The 15,734-nt window shown below is 68.6% G+C and carries 15 protein-coding genes; 7 read left to right on the top strand and 8 right to left on the bottom strand.

Annotation, left to right across the window (positions count from 1 at the left end; translation table 11 throughout):
- Positions 1-56: 56 nt before the first annotated feature.
- Positions 57-707 (top strand): class I SAM-dependent methyltransferase, encoded by a 651-nt coding sequence (locus ACFYO1_RS00785; RefSeq protein WP_387225816.1) that lies wholly within the window; start codon positions 57-59, stop codon positions 705-707.
- 30 nt (positions 708-737) lie between these two features.
- Here the strand turns inward: ACFYO1_RS00785 and ACFYO1_RS00780 are convergent, their stop codons facing one another.
- Entirely contained in the window at positions 738-1,490 is a 753-nt protein-coding gene (locus ACFYO1_RS00780; RefSeq protein WP_387225814.1) for a GNAT family N-acetyltransferase, read from the bottom strand.
- 139 nt (positions 1,491-1,629) lie between these two features.
- Between ACFYO1_RS00780 and ACFYO1_RS00775 the strand changes: the two genes are divergently transcribed.
- Entirely contained in the window at positions 1,630-2,334 is a 705-nt protein-coding gene (locus tag ACFYO1_RS00775; protein ID WP_387231628.1) for a M24 family metallopeptidase, read from the top strand.
- Between the two features lies 1 nt (position 2,335).
- Here the strand turns inward: ACFYO1_RS00775 and ACFYO1_RS00770 are convergent, their stop codons facing one another.
- Together ACFYO1_RS00770 and ACFYO1_RS00765 are read right to left on the bottom strand one after the other, a co-directional pair.
- The gene (locus ACFYO1_RS00770) at positions 2,336-2,779 is read right to left on the bottom strand and encodes an SRPBCC family protein (RefSeq protein WP_387225811.1); all 444 of its coding nucleotides are present in this window, start codon (positions 2,777-2,779) and stop codon (positions 2,336-2,338) included.
- A 65-nt stretch (positions 2,780-2,844) separates the two neighbouring features.
- Positions 2,845-3,822 (bottom strand): ketopantoate reductase family protein, encoded by a 978-nt coding sequence (locus ACFYO1_RS00765; protein ID WP_387225809.1) that lies wholly within the window; start codon positions 3,820-3,822, stop codon positions 2,845-2,847.
- Between the two features lie 161 nt (positions 3,823-3,983).
- Here ACFYO1_RS00765 and ACFYO1_RS00760 point away from each other — a divergent pair, with 161 nt between their 5' ends.
- On the top strand, positions 3,984-5,591 hold the full coding sequence (locus ACFYO1_RS00760) for an FMN-binding glutamate synthase family protein (protein WP_387225807.1): 1,608 nt from the start codon (positions 3,984-3,986) through the stop codon (positions 5,589-5,591).
- A gap of 4 nt (positions 5,592-5,595) precedes the next feature.
- On the opposite strand, the gene ACFYO1_RS00755 is transcribed toward ACFYO1_RS00760, so the two are convergent.
- The gene (locus ACFYO1_RS00755) at positions 5,596-6,135 is read right to left on the bottom strand and encodes a nuclear transport factor 2 family protein (protein ID WP_387225804.1); all 540 of its coding nucleotides are present in this window, start codon (positions 6,133-6,135) and stop codon (positions 5,596-5,598) included.
- 485 nt (positions 6,136-6,620) lie between these two features.
- Between ACFYO1_RS00755 and ACFYO1_RS00750 the strand changes: the two genes are divergently transcribed.
- Both ACFYO1_RS00750 and ACFYO1_RS00745 read left to right on the top strand, forming a co-directional pair.
- Positions 6,621-7,835, top strand: a complete 1,215-nt coding sequence (locus ACFYO1_RS00750) for an Ig-like domain-containing protein (protein ID WP_387225802.1) — start codon at positions 6,621-6,623, stop codon at positions 7,833-7,835.
- A gap of 62 nt (positions 7,836-7,897) precedes the next feature.
- Positions 7,898-9,289, top strand: coding sequence for a pyridoxal phosphate-dependent decarboxylase family protein (locus tag ACFYO1_RS00745; protein ID WP_387225800.1), 1,392 nt, complete (start codon positions 7,898-7,900; stop codon positions 9,287-9,289).
- Between the two features lie 3 nt (positions 9,290-9,292).
- On the opposite strand, the gene ACFYO1_RS00740 is transcribed toward ACFYO1_RS00745, so the two are convergent.
- Positions 9,293-9,763 carry a winged helix-turn-helix transcriptional regulator gene (locus ACFYO1_RS00740; protein WP_387225799.1) on the bottom strand — a complete coding sequence of 157 codons (471 nt, stop codon included), beginning with the start codon at positions 9,761-9,763 and terminating at the stop codon, positions 9,293-9,295.
- 115 nt (positions 9,764-9,878) lie between these two features.
- On the opposite strand from ACFYO1_RS00740, the gene ACFYO1_RS00735 reads away from it, so the two are divergent.
- Positions 9,879-11,135 carry a cytochrome P450 gene (locus ACFYO1_RS00735; protein ID WP_387225797.1) on the top strand — a complete coding sequence of 419 codons (1,257 nt, stop codon included), beginning with the start codon at positions 9,879-9,881 and terminating at the stop codon, positions 11,133-11,135.
- Here the strand turns inward: ACFYO1_RS00735 and ACFYO1_RS00730 are convergent.
- Positions 11,123-11,776 (bottom strand): SDR family NAD(P)-dependent oxidoreductase, encoded by a 654-nt coding sequence (locus tag ACFYO1_RS00730; RefSeq protein ID WP_387225796.1) that lies wholly within the window; start codon positions 11,774-11,776, stop codon positions 11,123-11,125. The two genes, ACFYO1_RS00735 and ACFYO1_RS00730, sit on opposite strands and share 13 nt — an antisense overlap.
- Before the next feature lie 175 nt (positions 11,777-11,951).
- Here ACFYO1_RS00730 and ACFYO1_RS00725 point away from each other — a divergent pair, with 175 nt between their 5' ends.
- The gene (locus tag ACFYO1_RS00725) at positions 11,952-13,571 is read left to right on the top strand and encodes an LCP family protein (protein ID WP_387225794.1); all 1,620 of its coding nucleotides are present in this window, start codon (positions 11,952-11,954) and stop codon (positions 13,569-13,571) included.
- 1 nt (position 13,572) lies between these two features.
- Here the strand turns inward: ACFYO1_RS00725 and ACFYO1_RS00720 are convergent, their stop codons facing one another.
- Complete coding sequence (locus tag ACFYO1_RS00720) at positions 13,573-14,028, bottom strand: SRPBCC family protein (protein WP_387225792.1); 456 nt, start codon at positions 14,026-14,028, stop codon at positions 13,573-13,575.
- 30 nt (positions 14,029-14,058) lie between these two features.
- Complete coding sequence (locus tag ACFYO1_RS00715; protein ID WP_387225790.1) at positions 14,059-15,711, bottom strand: FUSC family protein; 1,653 nt, start codon at positions 15,709-15,711, stop codon at positions 14,059-14,061.
- Positions 15,712-15,734: the final 23 nt, after the last annotated feature.

Raw genomic sequence — 15,734 nt, 5'->3', positions numbered from 1 at the left:
CCAGCGAATAAACGCATGGTTGACCTCAACCTCGGTTCAGGGTGAACGATCGGGGCATGACGAGATCAGCTGATTTCTGGAATTCCGCCTACGACAACGACGTCGCGCCGTGGGTGATCGGTGAACCGCAGCCCGCGATCGTCGCGCTGGAACGCGACGGCTGGATCCGCGGCCGGGTGCTCGATCCCGGTTCCGGGGCGGGCGAGCACACGATTCTGCTGACCGAGCTCGGGTACGACGTGCTCGGCATCGACCTGTCCTCCAGCGCGGTCGGGTTCGCGCGCGGAAACGCTGCCGCGCACGGGGTTCCGGCGGCGAAGTTCGAGGTCGCCGATGCCATCGCGTTCGGCGCCGCCGCGGACGCGCCGGCCTTCGACACGATCGTGGACAGCGCGCTGTTCCATGTCTTCGGCACCGAACCCGAGCCGCGCGCCGCCTACGTGCGCAGCCTGCACGCGCTCTGCAAGCCGGGCGGGCTGGTCAATATCCTCGCGCTCTCGGATGCCGGGCCCGGTTTCGGGCCGCAGATCAGCGATTCGGTGATCCGCGAATCATTCACCGACGGTTGGGAATTGGAGGATATCCAGTCCACCTACTACCGCGGCCGGGTCACCGCGTCGGCGCTCGCGCAGAACCCGGAACTCGGTGTGCCCGAGGGTGATTCCATCGATGTGATCGCCTGGCTGGCTCGCATCCGGCGCGTCTAGCACCGGTTCCGGGCCTCCGGCACCTGGCCGCTAGGCATCCATTCCGCTGTGCCCGTCCGGGGTCGACTCGTCGGTTTCGAGTTCGGCCCCTTGCGGATGCTCGTCGGCGTGCGTCGGCTTCGAATGCTCGTCGGCGAAATCCGGCTCCTGCTGTTGCACTTCGGCCGTCGTCCGATCCTTCTCCGGTCCACTCATGCGGGCCGGGTACCCGCTCTCGATCCGGGCATGCAGATGCATGTCGTGCCAGCCGTCGGCGTGCAGGGCCGCGCTGCGCATGGTCCCCTCCAGGGCGAAGCCGAGCTTGGCGGCCACCCGGCAGGACTGCTGGTTCGCCACCGAGTGGGTCAACTGGAGGCGATGGAAACCGACCTCGAAGGCCCAGCTCGTCATCGCGACGACCGCACGCGGCGTGACCGCCCGGCCGCGCGCGGCAGGCATCGTCCAGTAGGCGACCTCGGCCACACCGTCGGCCAGCTCCAGATTCTTCAGCGCGGCCCGGCCGACGAGCCGCCCGGTCTCGAGGTCGGCGACCGCCCAGTGGGCGCCGGTGCCCGTGCCCCAGGTCTGCGCCCATTGTTCGAGCCAGTCCCGCACCTCGGCGACCGAGCCCGCACTGCGGACGTGCCAGCGCTGGATCGCGGGATCGCGGTACGCCTCGAAAACCGCTGGAGCGTCGGCGGCTGTCCACGGTCGCAGCAGCAACCCGTCGCCGGTGACGATTTCCGGCTGCGCCGATCGGGTGAACCGCTCGGCGGCGACCGCGTCTTCGGTCAGCACTGGCATACGTCGATTCTTCCCGCCCGCGCCGCACCCGACGCAATAAACGTGTCTCTGATCCGGCGGTGGCGCGGGTACCTCGCGTGTGCCGGACCGACTACTGGTCGGGCGTCCGAAATGATCTAGGGTCTGGATCATGGAGACGTTGGATGTGGTCGAGGCCGAGCGGGTTTCCGCGCTGCTCGCGGCGGAGGCAAACGCGGTCGCGCTGTTCGACGAGGTGATCGCGCGTGGGATCCTCGCGCCGGGGAAGTACGAATCCGCGGTCAGCGACGAGGTGCGCGACCTGGCCGACGAGATGTTCGGCACCCGGCGGTTCTGGCACAAGCGGATCGTACGATCCGGGATCAACACGCTCGAGCCGTACGACTCGAACCCGCCGGACCGGATCATCGGCGCGGACGACATCTGCTTCCTGGACTTCGGGCCGATCTTCGCGGAGTGGGAGGCCGACTTCGGGCGCACCTACGTGCTCGGCGACGATCCGGCCAAGCTGAAGTTGCGCGACGCGCTGGAACCGTTCTGGGAAGAGGGCCGGGCCTATTTCGAGGCGCATCCGGATATCACCGGCGAACAGCTCTACGGCTGGGTCTCCGATCAAGCAAAAGCGCAGGGCTGGGAGCTGACCGCGAAGATCGCCGGGCACCTGGTGGGCGAATTCCCGCACAAGCAGATCTCCGGCACCGCCGTGACCTCCTACGTCGCGGAGGGCTCGACCCCGCCGATGCGGCGCCTCGATCCCAAGGGCCGGATCTGCCATTGGATTCTGGAGATCCACCTGGTGGACCCGGTGAACAACATCGGCGGCTTCTTCGAGCAGCTGCTCGATATCCGGCCCACGGCCCAGTAGCTCAGCGCTGCTCCGCCGCGGCGGCGATATCGTCGAGGTCGCGGCGGAGCATGCGGCGGGTCGGACCCTCGAACAGCTTGCCGAGGAAGGCGGCCACCCGGCCGACCTTGCCTTCCGGTACCCCTTCGAAACCCAGTGCCAGCAGGGTGTTGTCGCCCTTGGCCGTGACGGTGAAGATGGACCGGTAGTGGGTGCCGTGCGAATCGGCTTCCGTGGTGTAGGACTGGCCGGGCACGATGGCCGTCACGGTCATCGTCTCGGTGGCGGACTTGCCGAGCATGACCCGAGTCTCTCGCCAGCTGGTGCCGACCTCGAAGCCGGTGCCGCTGCCGACCCGTTCCAGCTTGGTGATTCCCCGGATCACCTCGTCGGTGCGGTCGAGGTCGGTGATCACCGACCAGACCCGTTCCGGCGGGACGGCGATCTCGCGGGTAACCGTGATCATGGACAAACGCGCCTCCTTCGACCGCCGACACCGGCCGCATTCGGCCGAACTACCGGCCAGTTCTATCACAGCACGGGCTGGCCGAGCGCCGCGAGCAGGTCGTTCGCGGCGAGCGATCCGGGCGCTCGACCGTCGCGAGCGAATGAGTTGGCCAGTAGCTGAATCCGCTCGTTGACCGGGGTCGGCACGCCGTGCAGGCGGCCGAGGAGCACGATTTCGCCGTTGAGGTAGTCGGTTTCGATGGTGCCGGTGCCGCGGGCCAGGCTCTGCCACGACGAACTGCCGGACCGGCGGGCGCCGTCGATCCGCAAGATGTCGCCGCGCCGCGCCCGATCCTGCGCCGGCGAGACGAACGGGATGCCCGCCGCGTCAAGGACTCTCATTCCCTCGGCCTGGGCGAGTTCCAGCAGCTCGGCGACGCCGTCGCCCGGCCGGACCGTCGCGTCGATCGCGTTGCCGAGGTTCATCAGCAGCTTGTGGTACTTCCAGCGCATGACGTCCGCGCGCGGCTCGGAATGGCAGCCCGCCGAACGGAACGCCGCCGCAATGGCTTCCGCCGTCGCATCGATGCCGGCCGGATATCTGCCGATATCGAGGATGGCGGGCACCGGCCACGCGTACGGCTCCACGACGCCCGGCTCCAGGTGCGTGCTCGGGAACATCACGCAGACGCCGTACACATTCGGGAACAAGCGCAACGCCGCGCGCTCGTTGGCGACGCCGTTCTGCACGCACACGATCGGCGTCGCCGGATCGACCACCGCGGCCAGGTCCCGCAGCGCCGCTTCGGTATTCATGCCCTTCATCGCCAGCAGCACCACGTCGCCGGGCGCGCTGTCCAGCTCCGCCGGACTCGACACGGCCTCGATCGGCAACGACTCGGCACCGTCCCCGGTCACCAGGCGCAGCCCATCCGACCGGATCGCGTCCAGGTGCGGGCCGCGCGCGATGAGCACGACCCGGTGCCCCGCCCGGTGCAGCAGCCCGCCGAGGCTGCCGCCGACCGCACCCGCCCCGTACACAATGAACCGCTGGATAACCATCCCCCGAGCCTGCCAGCTCAGGCACGATGCCGCCCGTCCAGCCGGCCGCGACCCACTCGACCTGATCACGGTCACCCATCCGCCCGGCCCGGATCAGTAGGATCGGTTGCGCTGTCGGGTGGGATCCCACTCCAGGTCGCATTCGCTCAGAAGGATGGCCGATGCTGCGTTTCTTCCTGTTCGGCGCGCTGGTTCCGCTGGTGCTGATCGTCGGCTTCGCCGCCGTGATCGGCGGCTGGGCCTGGTCGGTCGTGCTGATCCTGCTCGGGGCCCTGCTGCTGCTCGGCATCTACGACCTGCTCCAGCGCAAGCACTCGTTGCTGCGGAACTATCCACTGCTCGGGCATCTGCGCTATCTGCTCGAAGAGATCCGGCCAGAGATCCAGCAGTACTTCGTGGAGCGCAATTTCGACGGCCGCCCCTACGACCGCGAGGTCCGCTCGACGATCTATGAGCGCGCCAAGGGAATTCACGGCGATCAGTCCTTCGGCACCGAACGCGACCTGAGCGCGATCGGCAGCGAGTACCTGGTGCATTCGATCGCGCCGGTGTCCGCACCCCAAGAGCCGCCGCGGGTCGTGGTCGGCGGGCCGGATTGCACCAAGCCTTACGCGATGTCGCTGCTGAACGTCTCGGCGATGAGCTTCGGCGCGCTGTCCGCCAACGCCATCCGCGCCTTGAATCGCGGTGCGGCCCTTGGTGGTTTCGCGCACGACACCGGCGAAGGCGGACTCACCACCTATCACCTGGAAGGTGGCGGCGACCTGATCTGGGAGCTGGGGTCGGGATACTTCGGCGCTCGCACCGAGACAGGCGAGTTCGACCCGGCGCGGTTCGCCGACAAGGCCGCCGACGACCGGGTCAAGGCAATCTCGTTGAAGCTCAGCCAGGGTGCGAAGCCGGGCATCGGCGGCGTGCTGCCCGCGGCGAAGGTGACCCCGGAGATCGCCGGCTTCCGCGGCGTGCCGGCGCACGTGAAATGCGTGAGCCCGCCGATGCATTCGGCCTTCTCGACACCGCGGGAGATGATCGAGTTCATCGCGCGCCTGCGCGAACTGTCCGGCGGCAAGCCGGTCGGCTTCAAGCTCTGCGTCGGCTCCCGGATCGACGTGATCGCGTTCTGCAAGGCTATGGTGGCCGAGGGGATCACGCCGGACTTCATCACCGTCGACGGCGCCGAGGGCGGAACCGCCGCCGCGCCACTGGAATACGAGGACCACGTCGGCCTGCCGCTCACCGATGGGCTGATGACCGTGCACAACGCGCTGGTCGGCACCGGACTGCGGGACCGGATCAAGCTGGGCGCCAGCGGAAAGGTCGCCACCGCAAGCGATATCGTCATCCGGCTGATCCAGGGTGCCGACTTCACCAATTCCGCGCGGGCCATGATGATGGCGGTCGGCTGCATCCAGGCCACGGTCTGCCATACCAACAAGTGCCCGGTCGGGGTGGCCACGCAGGACCCCAAGCGCGCCCGCGCACTCGACGTGGCGGACAAGAGCATTCGGGTCCAGCGCTACCACCAGGCGGTCGTCGAGCAGGCCGTCGGATTGATGGCTACCCTCGGCGTTCGGCAGCCGGCCGATCTCACCCCGCATATGCTGCGCAAACGGATTTCCGCGACCACCGTCCGCTCCTACGCCGAATTGTACGAATGGCTCACTCCCGGAGAGCTGCTCGCCGAGACGCCGGCGGCCTGGCGCGAGGACTGGAACTACGCCTCGGCCGACTCGTTCCGGATCAACGCGCCGCATCCCGCCGCCCGGTGAGTCGTCAGGCGACCTCGGTCGCGCAATCCCGGTGCGCGGCAACGCCGTAGCCGGGCACATTGATGCCGGGCACGTCCGCGCCCAGCGCGATGACCTGGTTCAGCGTGTTGTGATGCTGTTGCACCTCGGCGATCTGGCCGTCCCGGAACCGGATCTCGCTGAGAAATGTCGCGTGGTAATGACGTTGGCTCTCCAGCGCGGTGAAGTCGCCTTCGATATTGGCGAACCAGGAGTGCGGTGCGGCGAACGGGCGCACGGCGATGCGGCACAGGCTGCCCGGCTGCCAGAGCTCGGTGCTCCACCAGAGCATGCTCTCGCCCAGCTCCGCGCGGCCCTGGATGGTGTCCGGTAGGCCGGGCAGTTGCCACGGCGCGTGGAACCGCACGTCGGCGGCGACCAGGTCCAGGATCTGCTCGTGGTCCTGGAGGAACAGCAGTTCGTAGAAGCGTTCGATCGCGGCGCGTTCGACGGCCGCGTCGGGTAGCCCGGCGGAGCCGTTGCTCCGGGCGCCGATGCGTCTCCGGTCCTGCGGAGCGGTTGTCATGCTGATCATCACAAGCCCTTCCCATCGTGCCGGTAGATCGCTCGAAGATGAGCCAGCAAATCATGAGCAAACATGAGCCGTCAACAAGTATCCGGCAGATCCGCTGTGGCGCTCGCCACTGGTCGGCGCCACGCCCGGGCGGCATCGGCACGGTTGCCGACCACCGTCGGCCGCCATAACCTGGGAATCGAATGTGTGCCAGGTCGGGCTGTGCCGTCGAGGTCGGGGCTCGGCGACCACGGGGGAACGAAGTACCGCGTTTCGTGATCGGGGCCAGTGTCGATGTCGATGATTCTCTTTCTCCTCCTTCAGCCGTTCCTCGGCGATGAAGCCGCCCAGCAGCTGGCGATCCAGTTCCGGCTAGGCCCCGACAACTGACGGGGCTCCACTGGCGAAAGCACCCTCTCGCGGGCCGGTAAACTGCTGAGCGGGATAGTAAGTCGAGGGTGCGCAGCGGGAAGCGCACGGCGAACACAGGAGAAATCATGTCGAGTCGCCGCTTCCGATCCAGTGTGGCCGGGATAGTCGTCCTGGTTACCGCGCTGGTGGTTGCCGGTTGTTCAACGTCGGAGTCGAAGAAGCCGGGATCGGCCGATCCCGCGCCGCCCGCGATCTCCATCACTCCGGCGTCGGGCGCGAAGGATGTCGATCCGAAGACGCCGGTCCAGGTGACCGCGGGTGACGGCGTGCTGACCTCGGTCACCATGACCAACGAGAAGGGCAAGCCCATCGAGGGCATCTTCACGCCGGACAAGACGGCGTGGAAACCCACCGAACCGGTCGGCTACGGCCACTCGTACACGATCACCGCCGAGGGCCTGACGATCACCGGCCGCAGCGGCCCGCTCACCTCGACGTTCTCCACGCTGACGCCGAACAACCAGACCAAGGTGTACTTCGAGACCACCGGCGGCGGACTGCTCGACGGCGGCACCTTCGGCGTGGGCGCGGTGATCGCCGCGCACTTCGACGAGGACGTCCCGGATCGGGCGCTCGCCGAGAAGCGGCTGAAGGTCACCACGACCCCGCCGCTGGAGGGTTCGTGGTACTGGCTCGACAACCAGCACGTGCACTGGCGGCCGAAGGAGTACTACCCGTCCGGCACAAAGGTCTCGGTCGAGGCCAACATCTACGCGGTCGACCTCGGCGGTGGCCTGTACGGCCAGGAGGACACCAAGGCGTCGTTCACCATCGGCGCGTCGCACGTCTCCATCGCCGACGACAACAACAAGCAGGTCCAGGTCTTCGAGAACGGCAAGCTGATCCGTTCCATGCCGACCTCGATGGGCATGGGCGGCAGCGAGAACGTCGGCGGCAAGACCATCACCTTCTGGACCCAGCCGGGCGTCTACACGGTGATGAGCAAGGCCAACCCGGTGATCATGGACTCCTCCACCTTCGGCCTGCCGGTCAACTCCCGGCTCGGCTACAAGGAAACCATCAACTGGGCGACCCGGATCAGCACGGACGGCATCTACCTGCACGAGCTGGCGTCCACGGTGTGGGCACAGGGCAACACCAACACCTCGCACGGCTGCCTGAACCTGAGTCCGGAGAACGCGCGGTGGTTCTACGACTTCGCGGTGCCCGGCGACGTGGTCGAGGTCCGCAATACCGGCGGCGCGCCCCTCGACGTCTGGCAGAACGGCGACTGGGGCCTGTCCTGGGATCAGTGGCAGGCCGGCAGCGCGCTGAAGTAGCAAGGCCAGCATCTTCGGACTGGCTCCCGACAAGCCGGGTGGCTCGCTCGTAGCGTCGGGGTGTGGACGAAAACCTGGCCAACGACCTCGCCGAGCTGCCCGCACTGCTGGACGCGGTGCGCGAGTCGGCGACGGACATACTGACCGGCATCGAGACGCGGCCGGTCGCGCGGGCGCCGAAAGCGGCTGGGTCCGAGGAGCTTCCGGAGCGCGGCGTCGGCTTGCGCGCGGCGCTCACGCGGTTCCGGGAGCGCTGGGAGCCGCAGTTCTCCGGGAGCGCGGGACCGCGGTATTTCGGCTTCGTCACCGGTGGCGCCACGCCGGCGTCGGTCGCGGGCGACTGGCTGACCGGGGTGCTCGATCAGAACGCGATGTCGGGCGAGGATTCCGCGGCGGTCGAGCTGGAACGCCAGACGGTGCGCTGGATCGGGCGGATGTTCGGGCTGGAGCAGCACATCGGGGCCTTCGTCAGCGGCGCGACCATGTCGAATTTCGTCGGCCTGGCCATCGCGCGGGAGTGGCTCGGTGAGCGGCTGGGGATTTCGGTGGCGCAGGCCGGCGTCGGCGCGCTCGGGACGGTGCCGGTGTTGTCGGGGACGCCGCATTCCAGCATCGTCAAGTCGTTGTCCATGCTCGGAATCGGCCGGGACAGTGTGCGATTGGTGCCGACCCGGCCCGGCCGGGAGGCGATCGACGTGGATCGGCTGGCCGAAGCTCTCGCGGCGCTGGATGGCAGGCCGGCGATCGTTGTGGCCAATGCGGGCACGGTGAATACCGTCGACTTCGACGATCTGCGCGCGATTGCCGCACTGCGGCAACGATATCCGTTCTGGCTGCACGTCGACGGGGCGTTCGGCGCGTTCGCGGCACTGACGCCGGAGCATGCGGGGCTGGTCGACGGTCTGGCCGAGGCGGATTCGGTGTGCGTCGACCTGCACAAGTGGTTGAACGTGCCCTACGACGCGGCGGTGCAGTTCACCCGGCACCGTGATCTGCAATTGCGCGTATTCCTGAATTCCGCCGCGTACTTGACCGCCCCCGGTGACACACCGGATTTCGGGCATCTCGTCCCGGAGAACTCACGACGGTTGCGCGCGCTCACCGCGTGGTTCTCGCTGACCGCGTACGGTTTCGACGGTCACCGGGACATCGTGCGGCGCAATATCGCCAGTGCGCAGAGCCTGGCCGAGCAGCTCACCGCGAGTGAGCTACTCCGGCTGGCCGCTCCGGTCCGGCTCAACGTCGTCTGCTTCACCCTCGCCGACCGGCCGACCGGCGAGCGGATCGACGCTCTGGTCGACGCCATCGCCGAGAGCGGCGAAACCTTCGTGACACCAACGGTTTACGACGGTCAGCCGGCGGTGCGCGCCGCGTTCAGCAACTGGCGCACGACCGGCGCCGACGTGGACCGGGCGGCCAAGGCGATCACCGCGGCGGCACTCGCCCTGCCCTGATCGTCAGCCGGTCGCCTCGGTGGCGGGCGGCGCGTGGAAGCCCGGACCGGGCAGCGGTTCGACGTCGCGCGGGTCGATTTCGGTGCGGCAGTGCTCGCACACCGTCACCGGTGTGATCGCGTGACCGCACGTGCGATGTTCGAGGATCAGCGGCGGTCCGTCCGGATCGGCCAGGTGGCGGTCGCCCCACGCCGACATGGCGATGATGATCGGGTACAGCTCGCGACCCGCGGCGGTGAGGTGGTAATCGACCCGGCCGCCGCCCTCGTCGGTGCGGGCGAAGATGCCCGCGTCGATCAGCATGCGCAGGCGACTCGTGAGCAGGTTGCGGTTGGTGATGCCGATATTGCGGGCGAAATCGCTGAACCGGCGCACGCCGAAGAACGCCTCGGCGATGACCAGGATGCTCCATCGGTCGCCGAGCAGCTCGACCACACGGGTCACCGAATCATCGGCCGGGCGTCGGATGGTCATACGGATATCTTCGCATCCGTCATCGGTATTGCATTCCTACTGTCGGTATCGGGATAATACTACTCAGCCGAGCGCAGCGCAGCGCGGCGTGCCGGGCCGATGAGGTGGGAGTCCCATGACGTCAGAACAGTCGATCGCCGATTACATCCGGTTGCTCGATCCCGCCGAGCGGCCGGACCCCTATCCGCTGTTCGCGCGGCTGCGCGAGCGCGGACCGTTCCGGATCGGCAGCGCGCCGGTCGTCATCGTGCCCGGCCATGCCGACTGCACGGCCGTGCTGCGCGACCCGCGGGTGAGCGTCGACCGCTCGCTGGGCAAGCTCCAACTCAGCTCGATGCCGATCTACGACTCCTCGAATACCACTGCGGAACGGGCGAAGCCGTCGTTCCTGTTCCTCGATCCGCCGGACCACACCCGGCTGCGGCGGCTGGTGTCGAAGGCGTTCACACCGCGCGTGGTGCAGCAGCTCGAACCGCGGATCACCGAACTGGTCGACGACATTCTCGACAAGCACTCGGCGGCAGGGACCTTCGACGCCGTCACCGAGTTCGCCTATCCGCTGCCGGTGACCGTCATCTGCGAACTGCTCGGTGTGCCGCTGGAAGACGAAGCGCAGCTGAGCCATTGGTCCTCGTTGCTGTCGCGCACACTGGACCCCACGTCCCGGCATGCCGCCGAGCATCAGGTCGATCCGGCCGAATTGCAGCGGGCCGGAACCGAACTCAGCCGCTACTTCGAGCGGCTGACCGAACGCCGCCGCGCCGACCCGGGACCTGACCTGCTCTCCCAGCTGCTCGCGGCGGAGGACGCCGGGGACATGCTGACCCACGACGAGCTGATCTCCACCTGCGCGCTGCTGCTCGTCGCCGGGCACGAAACCACGGTCAACCTGATCGCCAACGCGACCCTCGCGCTGCTGCGCCGTCCCGCCGAGCTCGCCGCGCTGCGCGCGAATCCCGAACGGGCACAGGGCGTTGTCGAGGAGACGCTGCGGTTCGATCCGCCGGTGCAGTTGATTCCGCGCATCGCGGCCGACGACATTCCGGTGGGCGACCTCACCGTCGAACGCGGCGATCTGGTGGTCATGCTGATCGCCGCCGCACAGCGCGACCCCGCGGCGTTCGCTGACCCCGATCGCTTCGACCCGGCGCGCGACAACCGCCATCTCGCGTTCGGGCTGGGCGCCCACTTCTGCCTGGGCGCGCCGCTGGCCCGGCTGGAGGCGCGGATCGCGCTCACCCGGCTCGCGCAACGCGTCGAAACGCCGCGCCTGCCCACGGATCCGCCGGTCTATCGCGAACACGTGAACCTGCGCGGGCCTGCGCGTATGCCGATCGAGTACGCCGCGATCCGGCGGCGTCAACCGTCGTAGGAGGTGTGCGCGGTCCACTCGCCGAAGGGCCGGATCGCGGCGGCGTGCAGTGCCGCGGCGACCCGATCCCTGGTGAACGCGCCCTCGCCGAGCACACCGTTGATCTGCACCGCTACTGCGCGAAAACCCTTGGGTGTCAGGGTGTTATCCAAACTGGTGACCAGGTTGCGGACCGCCGCCTTCTGCACACCGAGCGACGCGGCCTGATTCCACGGCTTGTCCGCCGCCGCGCTCCCGGTGACCAGCACCCGCGCGCCCTCGGCGAAGAACGGCAGCGCCGACTGGACGGCGGGCAGCAGCGCCGCCGCGCCGATGGTGAAGTCCTCGATCAACTCCGGCACCGACAGCTGCAACGGATCCGACTGCCGGAACATGCTCGGGTTGAAATGCAGCACGTCGATCCGGCCGTGTTGCTCCCCCACCTCGGTCACCACGCGGGCGATGTCGGCCGGATCGGACAGATCGACGCCGACGCCCTCCGCGTCGAAGCCCTCGCCGCGTAACTGCGCGGCCAGCGGCTCGGCCTCCGACGGTAACCGGCAGGCGAGAAATACCGCATATCCGTCATCGGCGAACAGCCGGGCGACAGCCAATCCGACACCGGGACCGGCGCCGAGCACGAGAAGCACGGGAGCAGACATGATCCCGAGCCTAGAGCCCCAGTCGCCGCGCCTCGATTTCCGCCGTCTACCCAGGGATGATCTGGGTATTACACGCGCGTGCGTACTCTCGAACGAGTCGGACGAGAAACAAGACGGCGAGGAACGATCCGTGGCGCGAGTGCCGAGGAAAGAGCAGGGCACAGAGTCTGCGGCAATGGCCGACGACGACACAGTCGAGTTCGCCCGGGTCACCGACCCGCCCGCGCGGCCCGCGCGGCATCGGCGAGCCGCGCCAAAAGCACGGCGGGCGGCCGCGAAACCGCCACGTCGCGCGGCGAAACCGCATCGGCTGCGCGGTGCGGCGAAGATCGGGGTGCGGGTCGTCGTCTCGGTGACCGCGCTCGCGGTGCTGTCCGGCACCGGGTTCGCCTGGTCGGCCAAGATCGACTTCAACAACGGGTTCAACCGCACGGACGCGATCGGCGCCGACGCGCCCCGCTCGCTCGGCGGCGACCTGAACATCCTGCTGATCGGCCTGGACTCGCGCAAGGATCAGAACGGCAACGCCCTGTCGAAGGAGATCCTGGACCAGCTGCACGCGGGCGACAGCGACGACGGCGGCTACAACGCCAATTCGCTGATCCTGCTGCACATACCGGCGGACATGCAGAAGATCGTCGCGTTCTCCATTCCGCGCGACGACTACGTCGCGGTTTCCGGCATCCCCGGTTATGACCACGCCAAGATCAAAGAGTCGTATGGGCTGAAGAAGGCGGACGCCGAGGCCAAGCTGATCGCCAAAGGCGAGAAGGACCAGGTCACCCTCGAACGCGCGGGCCGCGAGGCCGGCCGCGCGTCCATCGTGTCCACGGTCCGCAACCTGACCGGCGTGCCGATCGACCGGTTCGCCGAGGTCGCCCTCGCCGGGTTCTATCACCTGGCCGAGGCGCTCGGCGGCGTCGACGTGTGCCTGAACAAGGCGGTCGACGACAGCTACTACTCCGGCGCCAAGTTCCCCGCCGGGCCGCAGCACCTGAACGGTTCCGACGCGCTCGCGTTCGTCCGCCAGCGCCACAACCTGGACAACGGCGACCTCGACCGGACACACCGGCAGCAGGCGTACCTCACCTCGGTCGCCAAGTCGCTCAAGGATTCCGGCACGCTGACCAACTTCGGCAAGCTGAACGACCTGATGAAGGTGGCGCACCAGGACGTGGTGCTCTCGGACAACTGGGACCTGCTCGATTTCGCCAAGAACCTGGGTGCCGCGGGCTCGATTTCGGTCGAGTTCCGGACGCTGCCGGTGTTGCGCTACGACAACATCAACGGGCAGGACGTGAACATCATCGATCCGGCCGCGATCAAGAAGGAAGTGCGGGCGGCGTTCGGGGTCCAGGCGCCGAGCACCACCCCGGCGCACCCGCCGACCAGCACGGTCGACGTGCAGAACGCGGGCAGCGCGACCGGCATGGCGGGCAAGCTGTCCACCGCGCTGACCAAGCTCGGCTATCGCGAGGGCGAGGTCGGCAACCTCGGCAGCACCCTCACCACGACCAAGGTCACCTACGGCGCCGGCGCCGAGGCGGATGCGACCCAGTTGGCCGAGACCCTGGGCGGGCTCACCCCGACCGCCTCGTCCACTGTCACCGCGGGACACATTCAGGTCACCCTCGGCAGCGACTTCACCATGCCCGCCGAGTTGGCCTCGAGCACGAGCACGCCGACCACCGCGTCGACCACGCAGGCCACGCCGACGACCACCGCCGACCCCGCGCCCGATGCCGGTAAGCCGGTCACGACGACGATCGGCAGCTCGATCCCCTGTGTGAACTGAGCTACTGCTCGACGAACGCCTTGATGCGGTTCAATGTCTCCCGCATGCCCTCGACGTTCGTCTTGTTGCGTGCCCGCCCGGCCAGCAGCCAGTACACCCGCAACACGGGGTTGCTGTGCAGGTGGAACGACTCGGTGACGTCGGTGCCGCCCTCGACCGGGTCGAAGCGGTAGGTCCAGGTGTTGATGGACATGCCGCCCGGGCCGAGGACCGTGAACGCGAATTCGCGGCCTGGATCGGCGGCGATGATCCGGCACACGGTCCAGTACTTGAGCCCCCAGCCGTTGCGGTTGACGTGCCCGCGGAACTTCACCCCCACCGCGGGCCCGGTGGCGCCGCCCAGCCATTCGGCGGCGAAGGTCTCCGGACTGAATTTCCCGGTGTTCGTGATATCGCTGACCAGCGCCCAGATCTCGTCGGCGGGCGCGGCCATTCGCACTGTCACACTGTCCTGCATGCTCGAACGCTAGCAGGAGTAAGCACCGTGCTACCGAGTGTCGGGGAGCGCGGTCAGCGCGTCGAATTCCGCGGCCCAGCGGTCCGGGTCGGTGAGCAGCGCGCCGGGCGGCAGCTCCCAGTAGGCGGCGAGCAGGTCGTAGCCGAGGTGGGCGGTGGCGGCGTGGGCAGGCCAGTGCGCGGAGGTCCAGCGCGGATCCTCGGTGGCCGAGTCGATTCCGGTGCGGGCGACGCCGACCAGTTCGAATTGCAGCTGCTGGGTCAGCGCGACGGCCGGCGCGCCCGCCGGTTCGGTGCGCGAGAGTTCCAGCAGCGCACGGGCTACGGCACAGACCCGGACTTCGATCCAGCGGAAGGTGCGGCGGTGCGCGCGCGGAACGACGACGTGCGGGACGAGTACCGCGACGCCGACGCCGATCACGGTCTCGATGAAGCGATCTCGGATCAGCGGCGCGACCGCGCCACCGGGCGTGGTGCCCACGGCGAGCAACGCGATCGGCGTGATGAAGATCGCGGCGAGGGCGTAGTTGCGCGGCACGAACAGCTCCATGCAGAACAACAGCGCGGCGACCAGTGCGATGAGGGCGTAGCCGGTGAACGCGAGCTGGTGGATCACGCCGAAGAACACCAGGCCGACGACCGTGCCGACGAAGCGGTGGATGCCGCGCACCTTGCCGCGGACCCGGTCCGGGCCGATCTGCAACACCATCAGCGCGGTGAACACCGCCCAGTGCGGGCGGTCCTGGCCGAGCAGGGCGCTGAGTCCACCGGCCGCCAGGCAGGCGACGCCGACGCGGAAAGCGCTGATGGTGGCGTGCGAGTCGAACGACAGGGAACGGCGCAGACGGAACCAGACCCCGGGGCGGACGAACGAGATCAGCGGGTCGACGACCAGGTCGTTGGTGTCGTCGTAGGCGGGGCCGGCGAGGCGGCGGCGAGCGGCGACCAGGGTGGCCAGCAGCTCCGAATCCGGTGCTCTGCTCGGCAATCCCGCGTCGTAGACCGCGGCCCAGGCCTCCGCGACCGCGCCGCCCGCTTGGTGTCGCAGGTCGATGGCGGGCCGGCCGGAGGCCCGCGCCGACAGGTAGGCGTCGACGGCGCGGATGGCGGCCTCCACGGCGACCCGCTCGGGTTTGCGGCGGTCGCGCAGGACACCGGCCATCGATGCCAGCACCGACGCACCGACGCCGAATGCCGTGCAGGACAACAGAGCCGCCGTCGAGATGCCTGCCTCGGCGGCCATCATCGCGCCGCCGCAGGCGATCACGAACAGCAGCGCGCCCGGCGGACCGAGGCGCAACGCATCGATCGCGTAGACGGCGACCACCGCGACGATCGTCAGCATGGTTACCGTGAGCAGCGAGGCGCCGAGCCCGCCGGAGAGCCCGTGGCCGAGCACCGCGCCGACGCCGCAGGACGCGAGCAACGCGAGACCGGCGGTGAGCACGACCCCAGCACGCATGCGATACGCCCGGCGCTCCCCGTACATCACCGCGAACGCGCCGAACAACACGAACAACGCCTTCTCCGGATGCCCCGCCGCCACGACCACGGCGGCGGGCAGTGCGAACGCCGCCGCGGACCGCAGGCCGGGACTCCAGCGCCGTCCCGCGGGCGGCAGCGCGAACAGCAGTTCGCCGATTCGCCCTTGCGGCGGCAGTGGGTCGGAGACCGACGGGACCATGGACATCCTTCCTGTTCGTCAAG

Source organism: Nocardia sp. NPDC006044 (assembly GCF_042871115.1).
GTDB lineage: Bacteria > Actinomycetota > Actinomycetes > Mycobacteriales > Mycobacteriaceae > Nocardia.
The sequence above is the reverse complement of the archived record's forward strand: the minus strand, read 5'-3'. Positions and strand labels throughout refer to the sequence as shown.

Excerpts from the sequence above, each read along its gene's own strand:
- ACFYO1_RS00785 (WP_387225816.1), top strand. The coding sequence starts at position 57 with ATGACGAGATCAGCTGATTTCTGGAATTCCGCCTACGACAACGACGTC.
- ACFYO1_RS00780 (WP_387225814.1), bottom strand. The coding sequence starts at position 1,490 with ATGCCAGTGCTGACCGAAGACGCGGTCGCCGCCGAGCGGTTCACCCGA.
- ACFYO1_RS00770 (WP_387225811.1), bottom strand. The coding sequence starts at position 2,779 with ATGATCACGGTTACCCGCGAGATCGCCGTCCCGCCGGAACGGGTCTGG.
- ACFYO1_RS00765 (WP_387225809.1), bottom strand. The coding sequence starts at position 3,822 with ATGGTTATCCAGCGGTTCATTGTGTACGGGGCGGGTGCGGTCGGCGGC.
- ACFYO1_RS00760 (WP_387225807.1), top strand. The coding sequence starts at position 3,984 with ATGCTGCGTTTCTTCCTGTTCGGCGCGCTGGTTCCGCTGGTGCTGATC.
- ACFYO1_RS00755 (WP_387225804.1), bottom strand. The coding sequence starts at position 6,135 with ATGACAACCGCTCCGCAGGACCGGAGACGCATCGGCGCCCGGAGCAAC.
- ACFYO1_RS00750 (WP_387225802.1), top strand. The coding sequence starts at position 6,621 with ATGTCGAGTCGCCGCTTCCGATCCAGTGTGGCCGGGATAGTCGTCCTG.
- ACFYO1_RS00740 (WP_387225799.1), bottom strand. The coding sequence starts at position 9,763 with ATGACCATCCGACGCCCGGCCGATGATTCGGTGACCCGTGTGGTCGAG.
- ACFYO1_RS00735 (WP_387225797.1), top strand. The coding sequence starts at position 9,879 with ATGACGTCAGAACAGTCGATCGCCGATTACATCCGGTTGCTCGATCCC.
- ACFYO1_RS00730 (WP_387225796.1), bottom strand. The coding sequence starts at position 11,776 with ATGTCTGCTCCCGTGCTTCTCGTGCTCGGCGCCGGTCCCGGTGTCGGA.
- ACFYO1_RS00725 (WP_387225794.1), top strand. The coding sequence starts at position 11,952 with ATGGCCGACGACGACACAGTCGAGTTCGCCCGGGTCACCGACCCGCCC.
- ACFYO1_RS00720 (WP_387225792.1), bottom strand. The coding sequence starts at position 14,028 with ATGCAGGACAGTGTGACAGTGCGAATGGCCGCGCCCGCCGACGAGATC.
- ACFYO1_RS00715 (WP_387225790.1), bottom strand. The coding sequence starts at position 15,711 with ATGGTCCCGTCGGTCTCCGACCCACTGCCGCCGCAAGGGCGAATCGGC.